Below are 21,435 nucleotides of genomic sequence, written 5' to 3'. Positions count from 1 at the left end.
CCCTTCACTCGAACCGCCTTAGCTCGCACCCTGCACAGCAAAGGTTGAGGTATCGAATTTCAAGGTCAGAGCCGACCGGTAAACCGTATCAGGTTTACTCTCCCTCGCCGAACTTGTCGGCGATCAGCGCCGCGAGGGCGTCGAGCGCGGGTTTCGCTTCCGCGCCCTTGGCGACGATGGTGATGGTCGAGCCGATGCCGGCGCCGAGCGTCAGGACGCCCATGATCGAGGTCGCGCCCACCGTCTCGCCGCAGCGGCTGACCGTGATGTCGGCCTCGTAGCGGGCGGCGCATTGCACGAATTTCGCGGTGGCGCGGGCGTGCAAGCCCTTCTTGTTGACGATCTCGAACTCGCCGTAGAGGGCCCCGTTGGGAATTTCGATTTCGGGGCAGTCGCAGTCTTCGTCCATCCTGCCCCTCTCGCGGCGCGGTTACTTGCCGGCCAGCACGCGGCTGGCGACCGTGATGTACTTTCGCCCCGCATCCTGCGCGCTGGTGACGGCTTCGTCGAGGGTCTTTTCCTCGCGCACGCTGGCTAGCTTGATCAGCATCGGCAGGTTCACGCCGGCGACGACGTCGATGCGGCCGGGCTCCATCACCGAGATCGCCAGGTTCGATGGCGTGCCGCCGAACATGTCGGTGAGGATGATGACGCCGCCGTCCGCCTGGACCTGCTCGACGGCCGCGATGATGTCGCGGCGACGGCTCTCCATGTCGTCATCGGGAGCGATGGCGATGGTGGCGAGGTTCTTTTGGGGGCCGACGACGTGTTCGAGCGCAGCGCGGAACTCCGTCGCCAAATGCCCATGCGTCACGAGGACCAGTCCGATCATTCAATCCAGCACCGGAGAGCGCCACAAGCGCCCGGACAAGGTCGCGGTTTATGCGGCAGGAGCGCGGCCTGCGCAAGCCGTCAGCCGTCAAACTTGTCGAATTCGTGGTTAGCGCTCGGCCTCTGTGAATAAATCCAAGGCGTTCAACGCAAGCCTCTCGTCGCCGGCGCGTCCCGTCATGCGCAGGCGCGGGAGGTCGATGCCGGCGAGACTGTCGACGAGATCCTCGGGCTCGGGCATCCGCGCCGGCTCCTCGACTGCCAGATCGACGATGAGCCGGATCACGGCCGCGCCGGTATGAGGCTCCGGCGTGAGCCCCAGACCCCGCCGCTCGACGATCCCCTCCAAAGGCGCGACGGGGCGTGCCACCAGCCGCCCGCCGGCCGCCACAAGCTCTACCCGGTCGTCGGCGACGAGCCGGGCGAAGCGGCCCGTCTGCGAGGCCAGCGCGATCAGCGCGAGCGCAAGCGTCGACTTGCCGCTGCCGGAGGCACCGCGGATCAGAATTCCCGCCTCGCCGACGGCGATGACGGTCGCGTGGATACGGGTTCGTTCCCGCGCAGGCATCATGCCCGCCCCGGCGTCAGGTCGCATGGGTATAGGCCGCCGGCAGGCAGACGATGAAGCGGGCGCCGAGACGCGGCGCCTCGCCATCCGGACCGGCCGGGCCGAGCCTGTTCTCGGCGCGGATCGAGCCGCGATGCGCCTCGACGATCTGGCGCGAGATCGAGAGGCCGAGGCCGGAATTCTGGCCGAAGCCCTCATTCGGGCGGTCGGTGTAGAAGCGCTCGAAGATGCGCTCCAGCGCGTGCGGCTCGATGCCCGGACCTTCGTCCTCGACGGTGACGAGCACGTCGTTGGCGACGCGCGAGAGCATGACCTTCACCGGCTTGTCGGCCGGCGAGAAGGAGCGGGCGTTGTCGATCAGGTTGACCAGCACCTGGCCGATGCGCGAATCGTGGCCGAGCACGAGGAAGGCATCGTCGCCGAGCCGCTGGTTGCGGCGATCGCTGCTCAACTCGATCGGAGCCTGCCCCTCGCGCTGCGTCTCGTTCTGGATCGTCACCACGGCGCCGAGGACCTGGCCGACATCGACCGGCGCGGAATCGTTGCGGGCCAACTCGGCATCGAGCCGCGAGGCGTCGGAAATATCCGAGATCAGGCGGTCGAGCCGGCGGACATCGTGCTGGATCACCGCCATCAACCGGCCGCGGGCATCGTCGGTTCTGGCGCGCGGCAGGGTCTCGACGGCGCTGCGCAGCGAGGTCAGCGGATTCTTCAGCTCATGCGCGACATCGGCGGCGAAGCTCTCGATCGCCTCGATGCGGCTGTAAAGGGCCTTGGTCATGTCGCGCAGCGTGCCCGACAAATGGCCGATCTCGTCATGGCGGCTGCTGAAATCCGGGATCTGCTCGCGCGACTTGACGCCGCGCCGCACACGCTGGGCGGCATCCGCCAGCTTGCGGATCGGCTCGGCGATGGTGCCGGCGAGCAGGATCGAGAGCACGATCATCACGCCGGCGGCAACCGCGAAGACCTGGAAGATCGCGAAGCGCTCGGCCGCGATCACCGCGTCGATGTCACCACCTTGCGTCGAGAGCAGCAGCGCGCCCTTCACCGCGCGGAAGCGCTGCACGGGCACCGCGACGGAGACGATCGTCTGGCCGCGGGTGTTGACGCGCACGACGCTCGCCGGCGCGCCATTCAGGGCGCGCGCGACCTCCGGATAGGACTTGCCGTTGGCATTCTCGAAATCGTCATAGGTCGGGACATCGGCCTTGCCGAGCCGGTTGCGCAGCATGTTCCAGGTGCGCTCCAGCAGCGGCGGCTCGTCAGGCTCGCCGACGCGCGGCAGGTCGAGACGCAGCACGTCGCCGCGCGAATAGAGGCTGCGCGAGTCGATGGTGAGCATGCCGTCCTTGTCGTAGACCCGCGCGCGGGTCTTGGTCGGCGTCACCAGCCGGCGCAGCAGCGGCGCCACCTTCTCGGGATTGATCGAGAAATCGAGCGGGTCCTCGGCAATGCCGGCGCTCTCGCCCGCCTGGAGCTGGAGCAGCTTGTCGGGATCGATGGTGATCGTGTCGATCTCGACCGTGGCCGAGGAGGCGATCGCGCCGGCGATGATCTCGCCCTGGGTCAGGAGACTCTGGACACGCGCCTCGATCAGCCCCTCGCGGAACTGGTTGAGATAGAGAAAGCCTATCAGCAGCGCGACGAGGCCACCGAGATTGAGAACCAGGATGCGGCGCGTCAGGCTGGAGGCGGCGCGCAGCGAGATCGCGCGCGCCATGCGCTTCCAGCCAATGCCGATACGGCGACGCAGCACGGCGCGCCAGCCGGCGGGCGGCGCGGGCGTTCTGGCCTCGTTGTCGATGGTTGCCATGGCTGCGGCTTACTTCCGCTCGGGAGGGTGGTGGCGGCGAATCCGGCGCGCCTCCGCCCTCCTTGCCTCAGGTTTCCTTGAAGCGATAGCCCACGCCGTAAAGCGTCTCGATCATGTCGAAATCGGCATCGACCTGATTGAACTTCTTGCGCAGACGCTTGATGTGGCTGTCGATGGTGCGATCGTCGACATAGACCTCGTCATCATAGGCTGCGTCCATCAGGGCGTTGCGGCTCTTCACCACGCCGGGACGCTGCGCCAGCGACTGCAGGATCAGGAACTCGGTGACGGTGAGCGTCACCGGCTCGCCCTTCCAGGTGCAGGTATGGCGCTCCGGGTCCATGCGCAGCAGGCCGCGCTCAAGCGCCTTGGCATCCTCGGCACGGGGGGCGGCGGTAGCGTCCTTGGCGCCGGCCCGGCGCAGGATCGCCTTGACGCGCTCGACCAGCAGGCGCTGCGAGAACGGCTTCCGGATGAAATCGTCGGCGCCCATCTTCAGGCCGAAGAGCTCGTCGATCTCCTCGTCCTTCGAGGTCAGGAAGATCACCGGAAGATCGGATTTCTGACGCAGCCGCCGCAGCAGCTCCATGCCGTCCATGCGCGGCATCTTGATGTCGAAGATCGCCAGATCCGGCGGGTTCTGCTTCAGCCCATCGAGGGCCGAGGCACCGTCCGTATAGGTCATGATGCGATAGCCCTCGGCCTCGAGGGCGATCGAAACCGATGTCAGGATGTTGCGGTCGTCGTCGACCAGCGCAATCGTTGGCATAAGGCTTTCGTCTCTTGTTCTCGTTGCAATACGGGGTTCCCCTCCCGCGCGAGAGGGGCCAAAGCATGGCGGCAATCTAGCCGGGGCGTGGCGATTTGCCTATGACCCCGTATCACAAGCCGGAAATCGGAGTGGGGTTCCATGGCCAAAGCCACCAAGGACGTGATTCAGCCGATGGACGAGGACGTACGGGCGGAGGCCAGGAGCCTGCTGCGCGAGGCCCGCTCCGCCGCGCTGGCCACGCTCGGCCCCGACGGCCACCCCTCGGCTAGCCTCGTCGGGTTCGCCACCGACATCCAGGGCACGCCGATCATCCTGATCTCGGGACTGGCCGCCCATACCGGCAATCTCGCCGGCGATCCACGCGCCTCGCTGCTGATCTCGCCCGGCGGCAAGGGCGACCCGCTCGCCCATGCGCGGATCACCCTCAAGGTCCGCGCCCGCAGGATCGAGCGCGAGAGCGAGGACGGCGTGCGCATCCGCCGGCGCTATCTCGCGCGCCAGCCGAAATCGGCGCTCTATGCCGATTTTCCGGATTTCTCCTTCTTCGCGCTCGACATCGAGGGTGCCAGCCTGAATGGCGGTTTCGCCCGCGCCTTCGCGCCGACCCCGGCCGACCTCTTGAGCGACCCGGCTCATGCCGCCGCGCTGGCCGAGGTCGAGGCGGGCGCCGTCGCCCATATGAACGAGGACCATGCCGACGCGATCGGCCTCTACGCGACGCAACTGCTCGGTGCGAAACCCGGGGACTGGCGCGCCATCGGGCTCGATCCGGACGGGCTCGACCTGGCGCTCGGCAGCGCGACGCTGCGCCTGCCGTTCCCGGCCTCGGTGGACGGGCCCGGCAGCCTGAGGCGCGTCCTGGCGGAACTCGCCGGCAAAGCGCGCGCCCAGGCGGCGTGATCTCCCGCGAACGCTGGCTGGTGCGGCCGAATACAGGCACGCGGCCATTTACCACAGGTTGAAATTCAATCGATTTAGAAAACCGCAACGGGAGGCCGGGCGTTTTCAACGACTTGAGCGAAAGGCCGCATCGCCGTAAAGACCCATCGTGGCCTCCAAGGCCTCGCCTTCGACGCCTGGACCCTGCCACCGGCCCCGGCGCATTCGTGAAGACAACGGGCCGACGACAGCATGGCCGGCCTCCGGAGGAATTCAGTGGACAATATCGGTCAGTTCAACGCCGCCCATGGCGCCGAGGGTTTCGGCTTCCGCAAGCTCAAGGCTGTCCACTGGAACCTGGAGGCACCACAGCTCTACGAGGCGTCCCTGGACCGGAGCGAATCCCGGCTTGCCCGCGGCGGCGCGCTCTGCGCCGATACCGGCACCCATACCGGCCGCTCGCCCAAGGACAAGTTCACGGTGCGCGACGCGCTGACCGAGAACACCGTCTGGTGGGAGAACAACCAGGCGATGAGCCCTGAGCATTTCGAGACGCTGCTCGGCGATTTCCTGAAGCATGCCGAAGGCAAGGAGCTCTTCGCGCAGGACCTCTATGGCGGCGCCAACCCCGTCCACCGTGTCAAGGCCCGCGTCTTCACCGAAATGGCCTGGCACTCGCTCTTCATCCGCAACCTGCTGATCCGCCCGCCGCGCGACGAGATCAACGCCTATGTGCCGGAGATGACGATCATCGATCTGCCGAGCTTCAAGGCGGATCCGAAGCGCCATGGTTGCCGCAGCGAGACCGTCGTCGCCATCGACTTCACCCGCAAGATCGTCCTGATCGGCGGCTCGGCCTATGCCGGCGAGATGAAGAAATCGGTCTTCACCTATCTGAACTACGTCCTGCCGACCAAGGGCGTGGTGCCGATGCACTGCTCGGCCAATGTCGGCGCCAAGGACGATTCCGCGATCTTCTTCGGCCTCTCCGGCACCGGCAAGACCACGCTCTCGGCCGATCCCGAGCGCACCTTGATCGGCGATGACGAGCATGGCTGGTCGAAGGAAGGCATCTTCAATTTCGAGGGCGGCTGCTACGCCAAGACGATCCGCCTCTCCGCCGAGGCCGAGCCGATGATCCACGCAGCCTCGCTGCGCTTCGGCACGGTGCTCGAGAACATCGTCATGGACGAAATCACCCGCGAGGTCGATTTCGACGACCAGTCGAAGACCGAGAACACCCGCTCGGCCTATCCGCTCGACTTCATCCCGAACGCCTCGCGCACCGGCCGCGCCGGCATCCCGAAGAACATCGTGATGCTGACCGCCGACGCCTTCGGCGTGATGCCGCCGATCGCCAAGCTGACCCCGGCCGAGGCGATGTATCACTTCCTCTCCGGCTACACCGCCAAGGTCGCCGGCACCGAGCGCGGCCTCACCGGCGTCGAGCCGGAGTTCTCGACCTGCTTCGGCTCGCCCTTCCTGCCGCGGCACCCGTCGGAATATGCCAACCTGCTGCGCGACTTCATCGCCAAGCACCATGTCGATTGCTGGCTGGTCAACACCGGCTGGACCGGCGGCAAATACGGCACCGGCCGGCGCATGCCGATCCGCGTGACGCGCCGCCTGCTCTCGTCGGCGCTCGACGGTTCGTTGAACCGCGCCGATTTCCGCCGCGATCCCTATTTCGGTTTCGCCGTTCCCACTTCGGTGCCCGGCGTCGAGCCCCACATCCTGTATCCGGTGAAGACCTGGCAGGATAAGGCCGCCTTCGCCGAGACGGCCAAGAACCTCACGGAGATGTTCGCCAAGAACTTCGCCAAGTTCGAGGACCATGTCGACGATGCCGTGAAGGCGGCGGCGCCGACGAGCTCGCTCGCGGCCTGAGGCCAAGCTCTCCGGACTATGCTACGAGAGGCGGCCATGGGCCGCCTCTTTTTCATTGTGCTGAAACTGCTCCTCACCCTCATCATCCTTGGTGCCGCTATCTGGGGCACAGGCTTCCTGCTGTTCCGCCTCTCGGGCACGACGGCGACCGTCGCCGCGGTCGGCTTCGGCATCGCGGCCTTCGCCGGGCTCGTCGGCATCTGGACCAGCGATACGCGCCTCTCGCTCGGCTTCGCCATGGTCTTCGTCGGCCTGCTCGGCTGGTGGAATAGCCTCCAGCCCTCGCATGACCGCGACTGGATTCCGGAGCTTGCGCGGCTGCCGACCGTCGCGCGGGAGGGCGAGGCGATCACCGTCTCCAATCTCCGCGATTTCCGCTGGCGCACTGAGACTGATTACGACCAGCGCTGGGAGACCCGGCGCTACAACCTGACGAAGCTCAGCGGCGCCGATATCTTCCTGAGCTACTGGTCGGGCGAGGCGATCGCACATCTCCTGGTGAGCTTCACCTTCACCGATGCGGTCCCGTTGACCTTCTCGATCGAAGTCCGGCGCGAGAAGGGCGAGGAATGGTCGGCGCTCGGCGGCTTCTTCCGCAGCTACGAGATGGCCTATGTCGCCTCCGACGAGCGCGATATCGTGGCGCTGCGGACTCATGCGCGGGGGGAGGATGTCCGCCTTTACCGGCTCAGCGGCACGCCCGCCCAGGCGCGCGGCCTGTTGCTCGCCTATATCGCCGATATCAACGCGCTCGCCGCCAAGCCGCGCTGGTACAATACGCTGACGACCAATTGCACGACGGTGGTCTATCACCTCGCCGGGACAGTGACGCCGGGCTGGCGGTTTCCACTGCCGACCGACCCGCGCGTGCTGCTCTCCGGCTATCTGCCGGGCTATCTCCGGGACACCGGCGCGATCCGGCAGGATATCCCGCTGGCCGAGCTCACCCGCCTCGGCCGTATCAGCGAACGCGCGCGGAGCGTTTCACCGGACGACCCGCATTTCTCCGAGAAGGTCCGCGAGGGCGTGCCGGCCGGGCGGCCGTAAGTGTCATCGCTGCTTTACCGGAAGAACAGGAAAGTCTGGACGACGAACAGCGGGATCAGGATCGCGCCCGACCAGAGCATATAGCCGAAGAACGACGGCATCTTCACCTTCCGGTCCTTGGCGATGGCGTAGACCATGAAGTTCGGGGCGTTGCCGATATAGCTGTTGGCGCCCATGAAGACCGCGCCGGCCGAGATCGCTGTCAGCGTCAGTGCGCCCGTCGTCATCAGCGCCTTGGGATCGCCGCCCGCCAGCTCGAAGAAGACGAGATAAGTCGGGGCATTGTCGAGGAAGGAGGAAAGCGCGCCGGTCAGCCAGAAATAGGCCACCGTATTGGCGCTGCCATCGGCATTGGTGACGAGCCCGACCAACGGCGCGAAAGCGCCCGCCTTGCCCGCCTGCAGCATCGCCAGCACCGGGATGATGCAGATGAAGATGCCGGCGAAGAGCTTGGCGACCTCCTTGATCGGCCCCCAGGAGAATTCGTTGCCGGCCCGGACCGGACCGGGCGTCAGCTTGAGCGACAGGCCGGCGAGGACGAGCAGGATGACGTCGCGCAGCAGGTTCTGGCCCTCGACCGGAACGCCGTAAACAGTGAAGGCGACGCCCGGCTTCCAGTTCGCCGACATCAGGATCGCGGCGATGACGCCAGCGAGCAGCAGGATATTGACCTTGCCCCAGAGCCTGATGGCGCGGTCCGGCGTCGGGTCCTTCAGCTTCGGCGCGCCCTCTTCCCTGCGGAAGAACCAACTGTCGAGCGCATAGAACAGGGCGAGCAGTACGATAACGGCGAAGGCCGTCTCGGGCAGCAGATGGGTCGTGGTCCAGAAGAAATCGACGCCGCGCAGGAAGCCGAGGAAGAGCGGCGGGTCGCCAAGCGGGGTCAGCGATCCCCCGATATTCGAGACCAGGAAGATGAAGAAGACGACGACATGGACGTTGAAGCGACGGTCGTCGTTCGCGCGCAGGACCGGCCGGATCATGATGATCGAGGCGCCGGTCGTGCCGACGAAGCTCGCCAGCACCGTGCCGATCGCCAGCAGCACCGTATTGGTCGCCGGCGTGCCGTGCAGGTTGCCCGAGATCAGGATGCCGCCCGCGATGGTGAAGAGCGCGAAGAGCAGGATGATGAAGGGGATGTAGTCGAGCAGCCCGGTATGCAGCAGCGCGCCCAGCGCCGGATCGGCCCCGCGCAGCAGTACAAGCGGCACCAGCGTGAGCGCGGCCCAGAACGCGGCGAACTTGCCGTAGTGATGCTCCCAGAGATGCGGGAACAGCACGGGACCGAGCGCGATCGAGAGCAGCATGCCGGCGAAAGGCAGCGCCCAGCCGGCACCCATGCTCGCGCCGCCGATATCGCCCGCCGCGAAGGCAGCGCCGGGCGCCGCCATGAGCGCGAGCGATGCCATCGCGATCAGCCTGCCGGCGCGAACCCTCATGCCCCCGTCCGCCTTACGGCTTGGGCGGTGTGCCGATAACCGGCGGCGCGTTGAGGTCGAAGCCGCCCGGCAGGCCCGTACCGCCGAGGCCGGGGATCTGGATCGAGTCGAACTGTTTGTCGATCGCCTTCTGGTCGAGCTGAATGGCGGAGGCCTTGTAGTGCATCACCATGCTCGGGAAGATCACCACGAGCGCGACCATGATGCACTGGATCACCACGAAGGGCACGGCGCCCCAGTAGATCTGCCCGGTCGTGACCGGCTCCATCATCCTGCCGGTGACCTTGTCCCGATAGGCATTCTTCGGCGCGACCGAGCGCAAGAAGAACAGGGCGAAGCCGAAGGGCGGGTGCATGAAGGAGGTCTGCATGTTCACGCCGAGGATGACGCCGAACCAAATCAGGTCGATGCCGAGCTTCTCCGCCGCCGGGCCGAGGAGCGGCACGATGATGAAGGCGAGCTCGAAGAAGTCGAGGAAGAAGGCGAGCAGGAAGACCATCACGTTGACGACGATCAGGAAGCCCGTCGCGCCGCCAGGCAGGCCGACCAGCAGATGCTCGACCCAGAGATGGCCGTTGACGCCGTAGAAGGTCAGCGAGAACACGCGCGCGCCGACCAGGATGAAGAGCACGAAGGCCGAGAGCTTGGCGGTCGATTCCGTCGCCTGCTTCAGCAGCTCGAAGGTCATGCGCTTCTTGCCATAGGCGAGCAGGATCGCGCCGGCTGCCCCCATCGCGCCGCCTTCCGTCGGGGTCGCAACGCCGATGAAGATCGTGCCGAGCACCAGGAAGATCAGCGCCAGCGGCGGCACCATCACGAAGACGACCTGCTCGGCCATGCGCGAGAGCAGGTTGAGCTTCAGGAACTTGTTGACCAGCGCGATGACGAAGGAGATCGCCACCATCAGCGACATCGTCAGGATGACGAAATCGGCGCCGGCGGTCAGCTTGGTGAAGAGCTTCATGTAGCCATAGGCCAGCGCCAGCGAGATCAGCGCGACGACGAGCAGCGACAGGCGCCGCGTCTTGCCGTCGGCGTCGCGCAGGGTCTGCGCCTCCGGCGGCAGGCCGGGCGCACGGCCCGGCGCGATCAGGGTTATGATGAAGACGTAGCCGGCATACATCGCCGAAAGCACCAGGCCCGGGATGAAGGCGCCCTCGTACATGTCGCCGACCGAACGGCCGAGCTGGTCGGCCAGCACGATCAGGACGAGCGAGGGCGGGATGATCTGGGCGAGCGTGCCCGAGGCCGCGATGACGCCCGAGGCCAGGCGTCGGTCATAGCCGTAGCGCAGCATGATCGGCAGCGAGATCAGGCCCATCGAGATGACGGAAGCGGCGACGACGCCGGTCGTGGCGGCAAGCAGCGCGCCGACAAAGATCACCGCATAGGCGAGGCCGCCGCGGATCGGCCCGAAGAGCTGGCCGATGGTGTCGAGCAGGTCCTCGGCCATGCCGGAGCGTTCGAGGATCAGGCCCATGAAGGTGAAGAACGGCACGGCCAGCAGCACGTCGTTGTTCATCGTGCCGTAGATGCGCTCGGGCAGGGCCTGCAGGAAATTCTCCTGGAACAGGCCGAGTTCGATGCCGATCAGCGCGAAAAGCAGGCCGTTGGCAGCGAGCGCGAAGGCGACGGGGTAGCCGAGCAGCAGGAAGACGACGAGCGCCGCGAACATCACCGGCGCCATGTTGACGCGCAGGAAATCGCCGATGCCGCCGCCCGCCGCGAAGGCGTCGCCGGTATGGAGGCCGAAGAAGGCGAGGAGCGTGAGCGCGAGCAGCAGGCCGGCGACCCGCGGGAGGCGATGAGCGTGCATGGGACGGTTCCGGACTTCTTGCGGGCCGCTCACGAGGCGAGGCCCTGTTCCTTGGCTTGGTCGAGCAGGCGCTGGGCTTCCGCCTCGGCCGCCGCGGCATGGCCGAGCGCCGCCTCGTCGTCATCGAGATCGCCGCGCATGATCGCGACCTGCTTGATAATCTCGGAGACGCCCTGGAAGGTCAGCATCACGAAGCCGATGACGACGAGCCCCTTGGCCGGCCATTGCGGCAGGCCGCCGGCCGAGAGCGACTGCTCGTCGATCGCGTAGGAGCGCATGAAGAACGGCCAGGAATGGTAGACGATCAGCAGGCTGAACGGCATCAGGAAGAGCACATGGCCGATGAGCTCGATCCATTGCCGCACGCGCTTCGGCAACGTGGCGTTCACGATGTCGATGCGGATGTGCTCCTTCACCTGCATCGTCCAGGAGGCGCACATCAGGAAGACCGCGCCGAACAGCATCCACTGCAGTTCCAGCCAGGCATTCGACGAGACGTTGAAGATCTTGCGGATGATCGCGTTGACCGTCGCCACGATTACCGCCGCGAGGATCAGCCAGGCGACTTTCTTGCCGATCTGGCCGTTGACCGCGTCGATGACCCGGCTGATGGCAAGGAGACCCTTCACATTCCCGCTCCCGTCGAGAGGCGCCATAGACCGGATATGTCGAACCGGTTCGTGATTATGCGCGGTTTATGCGCTGGATCGGTATAGGAGCGATGCGCGCCACGCAAGACGGTGCGGGCCTTATCCATTGGACGAAAGGCGAAGGGTCGAGGCTGCCTGTTTTCGCGGCAGGAAGTTGCAGCCATGCGTCCGGCTCGCCGGCGCGCCGAAGAAACGTTATGTTCGCGTTCATCTTCGCAGAACATTATTCTCCAACCCGCTTCCAACCTCGATTCGAGGCGCCGATGTGCCGCTTCCTCGCCTATTCCGGCGTTCCCGTCTTCCTAGAGGATTTCGTCGCCTCGCCCTGCCATTCGCTGATCCATCAGTCGCTCCATGCCGAGGAGGCCAAGACCGGCACCAATGGCGACGGCTTCGGCGTCGGCTGGTATGGCGAGCGGCCGGAGCCCGGCCAGTACCGCGAGGTCAGGCCCGCCTGGTCCGACGAGAATCTGCTCTCGATCGCCAGGCAGGTGCGCTCGCATCTGTTCTTCGCCCATGTCCGCGCCGCGACCGGCACCGCGACGACGCGGGCGAACTGCCACCCCTTCGTCCATGGCCGCTATCTCTTCATGCATAACGGCCAGATCGGCGGCTACGGCACGATCCGCCGGCGGCTGGAGGCGCTGATCCCGGACGAGCTCTACAGCGTCCGCGCCGGCACGACCGATTCCGAAGCACTGTTCCTGCTCGCCCTGTCCCATCTGGCGGAAGGCATGGCGCCAGGCGACGCGCTCGCCGCCGCGATCGCCGATGCGCTCGCGCTGATGGAGCAGGCCGGCATTCGCGAGCCGCTACGCTGCGCCGCCGCGCTCGCCGATGGCGACAGCATCCATGCGATCCGCTGGTCCTCGGACAGCAAGCCGCCGAGCCTCTATGTCTGCGAGCGGCCCGACAGCGTCGTCGTCGCGTCCGAGCCGGTCGATGCCGCCCGCGAGTGCTGGCAGGCCCTGCCCTGCAATACGCTGGTCACGGTCCAGGGCGGCGCGGTGACGTTCTCACCCTTCGAGATCGCGCTGAAGCAGGCGGCCTGAACCGGCCTCGGCACATTCGCTTCAAGTCGCGGCCGGGCAGGACTGCCATGCGCCGCGCGCCCTGACACGCCCCCGGTTGCGTTCCTACGTCGAGAGCCTAGCCTTGCCGTCCGACGAGGCTCCCTCCGCGAAAGGCACGGGCGATGAAGAAGGGTTCCGATCTTCTGGTCGAGGCGCTTGAGAACGAGGGCGTCGACCGCGTCTTCGGCGTTCCCGGCGAGGAAAATCTCGACGTCGTCGAATCCCTGCGCAAATCGAAGATCGAGCTGGTGCTGACCCGGCACGAGCAGGCCGCCGCCTTCATGGCCGCGACGCATGGGCGCCTCACCGGCCGCCCCGGCGTCTGCATCGCGACGCTCGGCCCCGGCGCGCTCAATTTCTCGACCGGCGCGGCCTATGCCCATCTCGGTGCGATGCCGATGATCCTGCTCACCGGGCAGAAGGCGATCATGACCGCCAAGCAGGCGCGCTTCCAGATCGTCGACGTCGTCGCCTCGATGCGCCCGCTGACCAAGATGACCCGCCAGATCGTCAGCCCGGCCAGCATTCCCTCCGTGGTGCGGGACGCCTTCCGCGTCGCCATGGAGGAGCGGCCGGGTCCGGTCCATCTCGAACTACCCGAGGATATCGCGGCCGAGGAGGTCGAGGACATCCCGATGATTCCGGTCCATGCGCTCGACCGGCCGGTCGCACCGGCCGCGCCGCTCGACCACGCTGCCAAGATGATCCTCGCCGCGAAGCGCCCGCTGGTGATGATCGGCGCCGCCGGCAACCGGCCGCGGCTGGTCGAGCCGCTCTCGGCCGCGGTGCGCCGCATCGGCCTGCCCTTCTTCAACACGCAGATGGGCAAGGGCGCCGTCACCGGCGGCTCGAACCTCTATCTCGGCACCGCCGCGCTCTCCGAAGGCGACTATGTCCATGAGGCCGTCGCGGCCGCCGATCTGATCATCGCGGTCGGCCACGACACGATCGAGAAGCCGCCCTTCCTGATGCGCAATGCCGGCGGGCCGAAGGTGATTCATCTTGGCTTCCAGTCGGCCAATGTCGAGCAGGTCTACCACCCCGATGCCGAGGTGATCGGCGATATCGGCGTCACCATGACCGGGCTCGCCGACCGGCTGGAAAGCAAGCTGCCCGAGCAGAAGCAGACGCTGGAGCTGCGCCAGAAGATCCTGGCCAAGATCAATGCCCGCGCCGAGGAGGACCGCTTCCCGGTGACGCCGCAACGGCTCGTCCATGACGTGCGCGCGGTGATGCCCGAGGACGGCATGGTCTGCCTCGACAACGGCATGTACAAGATCTGGTTCGCGCGGAACTACCGCACCCATGTCGCCAACACGCTGCTGCTCGACAATGCGCTGGCGACGATGGGCGCAGGCCTGCCCTCGGCGATGATGGCGGCGATGCTGCATCCGGAGCGGCGCGTCATGGCCGTCTGCGGCGATGGCGGCTTCATGATGAACTCGCAGGAGATGGAGACGGCGGTCCGGCTCGGGCTCAATCTCGTCGTGCTCGTCCTCAATGACGGCGCCTATGGCATGATCCGCTGGAAGCAGGCCGTCGATAAATTCCCGGATTACGGCATGACCTTCGGCAACCCGGATTTCGTCCGTTATGCCGAGGCCTACGGCGCCAAGGGCTCGCGCGTGACCTCGGCCGAGGCGCTGGTGCCGACGCTGGAGGCCGCCTTCAAGGGCGGCGGCGTCCATCTCGTCGATTGCCCGATCGACTATTCCGAAAACACCCGCGTCCTCGTCGAGGAACTCCGGAACAAGGTGCCGGACGTCGATCTGGCGTAAGCCACGCCTCATCGCTCACCGCGGGTCATCTCGGGCGACCGAAGGGAGACCCGGGATCCATGCCGGAGCGTTTCCGAGAGAGGTTCAGGCATGGATCCCGGATCGGCGCCGCTACGCGGCTTGTCCGGGATGACCCGCGTCATTGCTAGGAGAAAGACCCATGCTCCAGGTTGTTCAGGCCTATGACCGCGCCCCGATCACCGAGATCGAGACCGATGACGAGGCCGCGCTCGAACGCAAGCTGCAGGCGGCGCAGGCCGTCTTCAAGGACCGCGACAACTGGTTGAAACCGCATCAGCGCATCGCGATCCTGCGCAAGCTCGCCGGCCTGCTCGAAGCGCGGCGCGACCATTTCGCCATGCAGATCGCGCGCGAAGGCGGCAAGCCGCTGCCGGACGCGATCGTCGAGGCGAACCGGGCGGTCGACGGCGTCTACAACGCGGCCGAAGAACTTCGGAACTTCGCCGGGCGCGAGATCCCGATGGGACTCTCGGCCGCCGCCGCCGATCGCTGGGCCTTCACCACCAAGGAGCCGATCGGCATCGTCGCGGCGATCTCGGCCTTCAACCACCCGCTCAACCTGATCGTGCATCAGGTCGCGCCGGCGATCGCGGTCGGCTGCCCGGTCATCGTCAAGCCGGCCGGCACGACGCCGCTCTCCTGCATCGATTTCGTCAAGCTGGTGCATGAGGCCGGGCTGCCGGAGGCCTGGTGCCAGACCTTCGTCCCACTCGAGACGGCGCTCGCGGAAAAATTCGCCACCGATCCGCGCATCGCCTTCCTCAGCTTCATCGGCTCGGCCAAGGTCGGCTGGTACCTGCATTCCAAGCTCGCCCATGGCGCCCGCTCGGCGCTGGAGCATGGCGGCGTCGCCCCGGCGATCGTCGACAAGAGCGCCGATCTCGACGGGATCATCGAGCCGATCGTGAAGGGCGGCTACTACCATGCCGGCCAGGTCTGCGTGTCGACGCAGCGGATCTATGTCCATGACGCGATCATCAACGACTTCACAGAGCGGCTCGTCGCCCGGGTGAAGAAGCTGCGCACCGGCGACCCCACGCTGAAGGACACCGAAGTCGGCCCGCTGATCATCCCGAAGGAGGCCGACCGCGTCGCTTCCTGGATCGACGAGGCGATCAAGGGCGGCGCCCGGCTCGCAACCGGCGGCGAGCGCCTGTCGGAGACGGTGCTGGAGCCGACCGTGCTGATCGATCCCGATCCGGAGGCTCGCATCTCCAGCGAGGAGGTCTTCGGGCCGGTCGTCGCGATCTACCGTTACAGCAAGCTCGACGACGCGATCGCGCGGGCGAACTCCCTGCCCGTCGCCTTCCAGGCCAGCATCTTCGCGCAGGACATCGATGTCGCGATGCGGGCTGCGAACCGGCTCGATGCCTCGGCCGTGATGGTCAACGACCCCACGACCTTCCGCACCGACTGGATGCCTTTCGCCGGCCGGCGCGTCTCCGGTTATGGCACCGGCGGCATCCCCTATACGATGCATGACATGACGCAGGAGAAGATGATCCTGCTCAAGCGACGCTGAGCGCATGGCGCGGCGGCGCCGTGACGCTTCGCCGCACTCCTTCGCCTGTCCATCGATCGCAGCAGCTTGCAAGCAAAACGACCTCGTCGATCGAGCCTTCTGCAAGTATCGGCTACGAATTCAATAGTTTACGATCATTCTAAACTACCAGGATTTGGTTGACCCCCGCGCTGCGGCTGCCTAGGCACGCACTGTCTGCGCCGCGAATAGCCTGATCGCGACGCGCAACCGGGCCGGGTTCGCCGTGATCGTACCGTTTCTCATCATGCTCCGCGAAGGCATCGAGGCCGCGCTGATCGTCGGCATCGTTGCGAGCTATCTGGTCCGGAGCGGGCGGCGCGAGTGGTTGCCGGCGCTCTGGATCGGCGTCGGCCTCGCCTTCGCGGCCAGTCTCGCGGCCGGCGCGGCGCTCGACATCTTCATCGGCGAATTGCCCCAGCGCGGGCAGGAACTGTTCGAGGCCGTGATCGGCCTGATCGCGGCGGCGATGCTGACCTCGATGGTGTTCTGGATGCGCAAAGCGGCGCGCTCGATCAAGGGCGAGTTGCAGGCCGGCGTCGATGCGGCGCTGGCCGGCGCCCATCAGGGGCTGGCGCTGGTCGGGCTCGCCTTCCTCGCCGTGGTCCGCGAGGGGCTGGAATCCGTCTTCTTCCTGCTCGCGATCTTCCAGCAAAACAACGGCTGGGCGCCTGCGGTTGGAGCGGGGCTCGGCGTCGGATTGGCTGCCATCATCGGCTACGCCATCTATGCGCTCGGCGTGAAGCTCAATCTGCGCAGCTTCTTCCGCTGGACCGGCATCCTCATCCTGTTCGTCGCCGCCGGGCTGGTGGCGAATGGCGTGCGCTCCCTGCACGAGGCCGGCCTCTGGAACCATCTCCAGCAGGGCGTCTACGATCTCGGCGCGGTGCTGCCGGCCGACGGTGCGCTCGGCGCGATTCTCTCCGGCTTCTTCGGCTATCAGGAGCGGGCGGCGCTCGGCGAGGTCATCGCCTATCTCGCCTTCCTCGTGCCGATGCTCGTTCTGTTCCTGGCTGGCGGCCGGCCGGAGCAAACGGCCGCAGCGCCCCGCCTCGAATCACGCAGCTCGCCGCGGCTGAAACTCGCCGGCATCGCCACGCTGCTGCTGGTCTGCGGCGGCGCCTCCGCCTTCATCTATGCCGCCGGCAGCGGCGCGCAGCGCGGCGCCGCCGCCGGTTCGACCGAGTTCGCCATCGCCATCACTGACCGAACCTGCCAGCCGGCGACCCTGACCGTCCCGGCAGGCAAGGCCAGCTTCGTCGTGAGCAACCGCAGCGAGCGCGTGCTGGAATGGGAAATCCTCGACGGCGTCATGGTGCTGGAGGAGCGCGAGAACATCGCGCCCGGCCAGTCCCGCCGACTGACGACGCAGCTCCACCCCGGCGAATACGCCATCACCTGCGGCCTGCTCAGCGCCCCGCGCGGCCGCCTGATCGTCCAGGCATCGACGACGCAGCCGCACCCGACCCTGACCCTGATGGACATGGTCGGCCCCGCCGCCGAATACCGTGCCGTCCTCAGCGAACGCTCGGCTGCGCTGGGAGCGGCGGTCGACGCGCTCGATCAGGCCCAGGGCGGAGGCGATGCGCAGGCTGCAGGCAAGGCCCGTCGCGAAGCCGCGGCGCTGCTCCCCGCCTTGCATCCGGCCACGGCCGGCGATGCCGAGCTAGACGGCCTTTTCGGCACGCTGCAGACGGCTCTCGCCGGCGATGGGGCCAACGCAGCATCCGGGATCAAGCGCGCCGCCGAGACCTTCCGCACCGCGCTCGCCCAGCGCACCATCCTGCCGGACACGATGCTCGCCGGCGCGATCAGCCTGCTGTCGCCCGACAGCGAGCCCGCCTCGCCCGAGGACATCGCCGCCGCGCGCGATATCGCAAAGCTGCTGCTGCCTTTGACGACGCGTGTCGATCCCGCGCTGGCAGGGCGCGTCCGGGCCGATCTCGTGGCCCTGCCTGCCGACGCCAAGCCGGGCGGAGCGCTGCGGGCGCTGGCCGAGGACCTCGTGGCCATGCGCAAGGCGCTCGCTTTGCCCGAAGCGGAGCGCAAGTCATGATGAAGCCGACCAATCCCTTCACACCCTCGCGGCGCTCGCTTCTTACCGGTGGCGCGGCGGCCCTCGGCGGAGCCTCGCTGGCCCAGGCGGCGGGCGAGCCGGTCCAGAACCCTGCGGCAGCACCCGAAAGCGACACGACCGCCCGGCGCCAGCCCTTCCACGGCACGCATCAATCCGGCATCGTCACGCCGCGCCCGGCGACCGGCCTCGTCGCCGCCTTCGACGTCACCGCGACCTCGCTCGACGAGTTGGAACGGCTCTTCCGCCTGCTCAGCGCGCGCATCGCCTTCCTGATGCGGGGCGGGCCGGCCCCCACCGCCGATCCCGGCTTCCCGCCACCCGACAGCGGTATCCTCGGCCCCGTCATCGCGCCCGACAACCTGACCGTCACCGTCGCGCTCGGCGCCTCGCTCTTCGACGAGCGTTTCGGGCTCGGGCCGCTCAAGCCCAAGCATCTCCAGCGGATGAAACGCTTCCGCAACGATGCGCTCGATGGCGCGCTCTGCCATGGCGACCTGCTGCTGCAGTTCTGCGCCAACACCGCCGATACCAGCATCCATGCGCTGCGCGACATCCTGAAGAACGCACCGGACCTGCTCCTGCTACGCTGGAAGCAGGAGGGCACGGTACCCGTCCTCAAGCCGAAACTGGGCGAGCCGGCCGAAAGCGCCCGCAACCTGCTCGGCTTTCGCGACGGCACCGCCAATCCCGACGCCGCCGATACCGCCCTGATGGATCATCTCGTCTGGGTGCAATCCAGCCCCAGTGAGCCGGGCTGGGCCACGAATGGCAGCTACCAGGTCGTCAGGATCATCCGGAATTTCGTCGAGCGCTGGGACCGCACGCCCCTCAGTGAGCAGGAAGCGATCATGGGCCGGGAGAAGGCGAGCGGCGCGCCCTTCGGGGGCAGCCAAGAATATGACGAGCCTGTCTATGCCGACGATCCAGAGGGCAAGCGCACCAGGCTCGACGCCCATATCCGGCTCGCCAATCCGCGCCGGCCGGAGACCGAAGGCAGCCGCATGCTGCGCCGGCCGTTCAACTATTCCAACGGCGTCACCCGCGCCGGCCAACTCGACATGGGCCTGCTCTTCATCTGCTTCCAGCAGGATCTCGAGCGCAGCTTCATCGCCGTGCAGAGGCGGCTCGATGGCGAACCGCTGGAGGAATACATCAAGCCCGTCGGCGGCGGCTATTTCTTCGCCCTGCCCGGCGTGCCCGAGGCCGGGAGCTATCTCGGCGCCGGCCTGATCCGGGCCGCGCGCGGCATCGCGCCCGCGGCAAACTCGACTTCCCCCCGCAAGACAGGAGATTGATATGCGCTTGCGTTTCGCAGGGCTGGCCGGTGCCAGCCTGATCGCCGTTATGACCGCCGGCTCGGCATGGGCCGCCTCGCCGCTCGACCTTGTGGCGCCGGTCGCCGAGTACAAGCTCTATGTCTCGCAAGGTGTCGACCAGCTCGTGAAGGACACCAAGACCTTCACCGATGCGGTCAAGGCCGGCGATCTCGCCAAGGCCAAGGCGCTCTACGCGCCGACCCGCGTCTCCTACGAGAAGATCGAGCCGGTCGCGGAACTGTTCAGCGATCTCGACGGCAAGATCGACTCGCGCGCCGACGACCACGAGAAAAAGGAAGAGGATCCGGAATTCACCGGCTTCCACCGCATCGAATACGGGCTTTTCGCCAAGAACAGCACCGAGGGGCTTAGCCCCTTCGCCGACGGGCTGCTTGCCGACGTCACCGAATTGCAGGGCCGCATCAAGGGCCTGACGGTTCCGCCGGACAAGATGGTCGGCGGCGCCGCCGCACTCATCGAGGAGGTCGCGGCGACCAAGATCTCCGGCGAGGAGGACCGCTACAGCCATACCGATCTCTGGGACTTCCAGGCCAATGCCGACGGCGCCAAGAAGATCGTCGATCTGCTGCGCCCGCTCGTCGTCAAGGAAGACAAGGCGCTGGCCGGGAAGATCGACGCCAATTTCGCGACCGTCGACAAGACGCTGGCCAAGTACAAGCTTGGGGATGGCGGCTTCGAGACCTATGACAAGCTGAGCGAGGCCGACCGCAAGGCGCTGGCCGCGATGATCACCACGCTGGCGGAGGACCTCTCCAAGCTGCGCGGCGTGCTCGGCCTCGGCTGACATCAACCGGTTACGTCAGCGCGCCACTCGACAGGGGGGAGCCGATGCGCCATGGACGGCGCATCGGCGCATGACGCCCACCGAAATCCCATGAACGGATCGCCAGCATGACCGCCTCCTCCGCGACCGCCCCCGCTTCCCAGGGCCGCATCGCCCTGCTGGGTTGCCCGATCGAGGTCGGCGCCTCGCGCCGCGGCGCGCTGATGGGCCCGGCCGGCCTGCGCACCGCCGGCCTCGTCGGCGTATTGGAAAGCCTCGGCTATGCGGTCGGCGATCATGGCGACATCCTCCCGCGCGACCTCGTCCCGGTCGACGGCCCGGCGCCAGCTAATGCCCGCTTCTACAACGAGATCGCCGCGTGGATGCGCGCGCTCAGCGCCCGCGCCTACGAACTCGCCCGCTCCGGCGACACCCCGATCTTCCTCGGCGGCGACCACAGCCTGTCGATGGGCTCGGTCAACGGCGTCGCGCGTCACTGGCAGGAGCAGGGCCGCAAGCTCTTCGTGCTCTGGCTCGACGCGCATGCCGATTTCAACATGCCGGCGATCTCGCCTTCCGGGAACATGCACGGCATGTCCTCGGCCTTCCTCTGCGGCGAGGCCGGCCTCGACGACCTGCTCGGCACGGAGCCGCGCGCCTCGATCGCCTATGAGCAGCTCAGCCTGTTCGGCATCCGCTCGATCGACCCGCTCGAGAAGGCGGCGGTGAAGGCCCGCGGCGTCGACATCGCCGACATGCGCGCCATCGACGAGCACGGCGTCGGCGTGCTGATCCGCCAGGTCATCGAGAAGGTGCGCGCTGCCAACGGCGTGCTGCATGTCTCCTTCGACGTCGACTTCCTCGATCCGCCGCTGGCGCCGGGCGTCGGCACCACCGTTCCGGGCGGCGCGACCTATCGCGAGGCGCATCTGGTGATGGAGCTGCTGCACGATTCCGGGCTGGTGCGCTCGATGGATATCGTCGAGCTCAACCCTTTCCTCGACGATCGCGGTCAGACCGCCCGTCTCGCGGTTGAACTGGCCGGCAGCCTGTTCGGCCAGCAGATCACCGACCGGCAGACGCCGTCGAACGCGATCGGCGCTGCTTAAGTCTCGCTTTCGCGAAAGCCGATCTTCACCCT

Annotated in this window: 18 protein-coding genes and 1 pseudogene; 11 read left to right on the top strand and 8 right to left on the bottom strand. The window is 67.0% G+C overall.

Going from position 1 to position 21,435, the window contains the following annotated elements; translation table 11 throughout:
• Positions 1-94: 94 nt before the first annotated feature.
• The 5 genes from Q9235_RS13385 to Q9235_RS13365 all read right to left on the bottom strand — a co-directional run bounded on the left by Q9235_RS13385 (position 95) and on the right by Q9235_RS13365 (position 3,984).
• A complete protein-coding gene (locus Q9235_RS13385) occupies positions 95-409 on the bottom strand; it encodes an HPr family phosphocarrier protein (RefSeq protein ID WP_306228052.1) in 315 nt (104 codons plus the stop codon).
• Positions 410-430: 21 nt separating this feature from the next.
• The gene (locus Q9235_RS13380; protein WP_306228050.1) at positions 431-832 is read right to left on the bottom strand and encodes a PTS sugar transporter subunit IIA; all 402 of its coding nucleotides are present in this window, start codon (positions 830-832) and stop codon (positions 431-433) included.
• A 108-nt stretch (positions 833-940) separates the two neighbouring features.
• Positions 941-1,426 carry an HPr kinase/phosphorylase gene (locus tag Q9235_RS13375; protein ID WP_306228049.1) on the bottom strand — a complete coding sequence of 162 codons (486 nt, stop codon included), beginning with the start codon at positions 1,424-1,426 and terminating at the stop codon, positions 941-943.
• Positions 1,416-3,215 carry a stimulus-sensing domain-containing protein gene (locus Q9235_RS13370; protein ID WP_422678335.1) on the bottom strand — a complete coding sequence of 600 codons (1,800 nt, stop codon included), beginning with the start codon at positions 3,213-3,215 and terminating at the stop codon, positions 1,416-1,418. The genes Q9235_RS13375 and Q9235_RS13370 overlap by 11 nt, the downstream gene beginning before the upstream one ends.
• A 67-nt stretch (positions 3,216-3,282) precedes the next feature.
• On the bottom strand, positions 3,283-3,984 hold the full coding sequence (locus Q9235_RS13365; RefSeq protein ID WP_306228047.1) for a response regulator transcription factor: 702 nt from the start codon (positions 3,982-3,984) through the stop codon (positions 3,283-3,285).
• A gap of 141 nt (positions 3,985-4,125) precedes the next feature.
• Here Q9235_RS13365 and Q9235_RS13360 point away from each other — a divergent pair, with 141 nt between their 5' ends.
• The 3 genes from Q9235_RS13360 (at position 4,126) to Q9235_RS13350 (ending at position 7,800) form a co-directional block, all read left to right on the top strand.
• Positions 4,126-4,887, top strand: coding sequence for a HugZ family pyridoxamine 5'-phosphate oxidase (locus Q9235_RS13360; RefSeq protein ID WP_306228045.1), 762 nt, complete (start codon positions 4,126-4,128; stop codon positions 4,885-4,887).
• Between the two features lie 255 nt (positions 4,888-5,142).
• Positions 5,143-6,753, top strand: a complete 1,611-nt coding sequence (locus Q9235_RS13355; RefSeq protein ID WP_306228043.1) for a phosphoenolpyruvate carboxykinase — start codon at positions 5,143-5,145, stop codon at positions 6,751-6,753.
• A 36-nt stretch (positions 6,754-6,789) separates the two neighbouring features.
• On the top strand, positions 6,790-7,800 hold the full coding sequence (locus Q9235_RS13350; RefSeq protein ID WP_306228041.1) for an Lnb N-terminal periplasmic domain-containing protein: 1,011 nt from the start codon (positions 6,790-6,792) through the stop codon (positions 7,798-7,800).
• Between the two features lie 14 nt (positions 7,801-7,814).
• Here Q9235_RS13350 and Q9235_RS13345 read toward each other — a convergent pair whose 3' ends face one another.
• The 3 genes from Q9235_RS13345 to Q9235_RS13335 all read right to left on the bottom strand — a co-directional run bounded on the left by Q9235_RS13345 (position 7,815) and on the right by Q9235_RS13335 (position 11,684).
• Positions 7,815-9,239, bottom strand: coding sequence for a sodium:proton antiporter (locus Q9235_RS13345; protein WP_422678334.1), 1,425 nt, complete (start codon positions 9,237-9,239; stop codon positions 7,815-7,817).
• 13 nt (positions 9,240-9,252) lie between these two features.
• Complete coding sequence (locus Q9235_RS13340) at positions 9,253-10,950, bottom strand: TRAP transporter large permease (RefSeq protein ID WP_306228250.1); 1,698 nt, start codon at positions 10,948-10,950, stop codon at positions 9,253-9,255.
• Between the two features lie 134 nt (positions 10,951-11,084).
• Positions 11,085-11,684 carry a TRAP transporter small permease subunit gene (locus Q9235_RS13335; RefSeq protein WP_306228039.1) on the bottom strand — a complete coding sequence of 200 codons (600 nt, stop codon included), beginning with the start codon at positions 11,682-11,684 and terminating at the stop codon, positions 11,085-11,087.
• Between the two features lie 284 nt (positions 11,685-11,968).
• On the opposite strand from Q9235_RS13335, the gene Q9235_RS13330 reads away from it, so the two are divergent.
• From Q9235_RS13330 to rocF, 8 genes and pseudogenes are all read left to right on the top strand, one after another.
• Positions 11,969-12,757, top strand: coding sequence for a class II glutamine amidotransferase (locus Q9235_RS13330; protein WP_306228037.1), 789 nt, complete (start codon positions 11,969-11,971; stop codon positions 12,755-12,757).
• Positions 12,758-12,900: 143 nt separating this feature from the next.
• On the top strand, positions 12,901-14,556 hold the full coding sequence (locus Q9235_RS13325; protein ID WP_306228035.1) for an acetolactate synthase large subunit: 1,656 nt from the start codon (positions 12,901-12,903) through the stop codon (positions 14,554-14,556).
• Between the two features lie 160 nt (positions 14,557-14,716).
• A complete protein-coding gene (locus Q9235_RS13320; RefSeq protein ID WP_306228033.1) occupies positions 14,717-16,099 on the top strand; it encodes an aldehyde dehydrogenase family protein in 1,383 nt (460 codons plus the stop codon).
• A 244-nt stretch (positions 16,100-16,343) separates the two neighbouring features.
• A pseudogene (gene efeU / locus Q9235_RS13315) lies at positions 16,344-17,144 on the top strand (iron uptake transporter permease EfeU); the annotation flags it as partial.
• Positions 17,121-18,173, top strand: coding sequence for a cupredoxin domain-containing protein (locus Q9235_RS13310; RefSeq protein WP_306228249.1), 1,053 nt, complete (start codon positions 17,121-17,123; stop codon positions 18,171-18,173). The pseudogene efeU and the gene Q9235_RS13310, both read left to right, overlap by 24 nt.
• Positions 18,170-19,489: an iron uptake transporter deferrochelatase/peroxidase subunit gene (gene efeB, locus Q9235_RS13305; RefSeq protein WP_306228031.1), complete on the top strand. Its 1,320-nt coding sequence runs from the start codon at positions 18,170-18,172 to the stop codon at positions 19,487-19,489. The genes Q9235_RS13310 and efeB overlap by 4 nt, the downstream gene beginning before the upstream one ends.
• 1 nt (position 19,490) lies before the next feature.
• Positions 19,491-20,315 (top strand): iron uptake system protein EfeO, encoded by an 825-nt coding sequence (efeO, locus tag Q9235_RS13300; RefSeq protein ID WP_306228028.1) that lies wholly within the window; start codon positions 19,491-19,493, stop codon positions 20,313-20,315.
• A gap of 107 nt (positions 20,316-20,422) precedes the next feature.
• A complete protein-coding gene (gene rocF / locus Q9235_RS13295) occupies positions 20,423-21,403 on the top strand; it encodes an arginase (protein WP_306228026.1) in 981 nt (326 codons plus the stop codon).
• The last annotated feature ends 32 nt before the right edge of the window (positions 21,404-21,435 follow it).

The sequence above is a fragment of the Bosea beijingensis genome, assembly GCF_030758975.1.
Classification (GTDB): Bacteria; Pseudomonadota; Alphaproteobacteria; order Rhizobiales; family Beijerinckiaceae; genus Allobosea; species Allobosea beijingensis.
The sequence above is the reverse complement of the archived record's forward strand: the minus strand, read 5'-3'. Positions and strand labels throughout refer to the sequence as shown.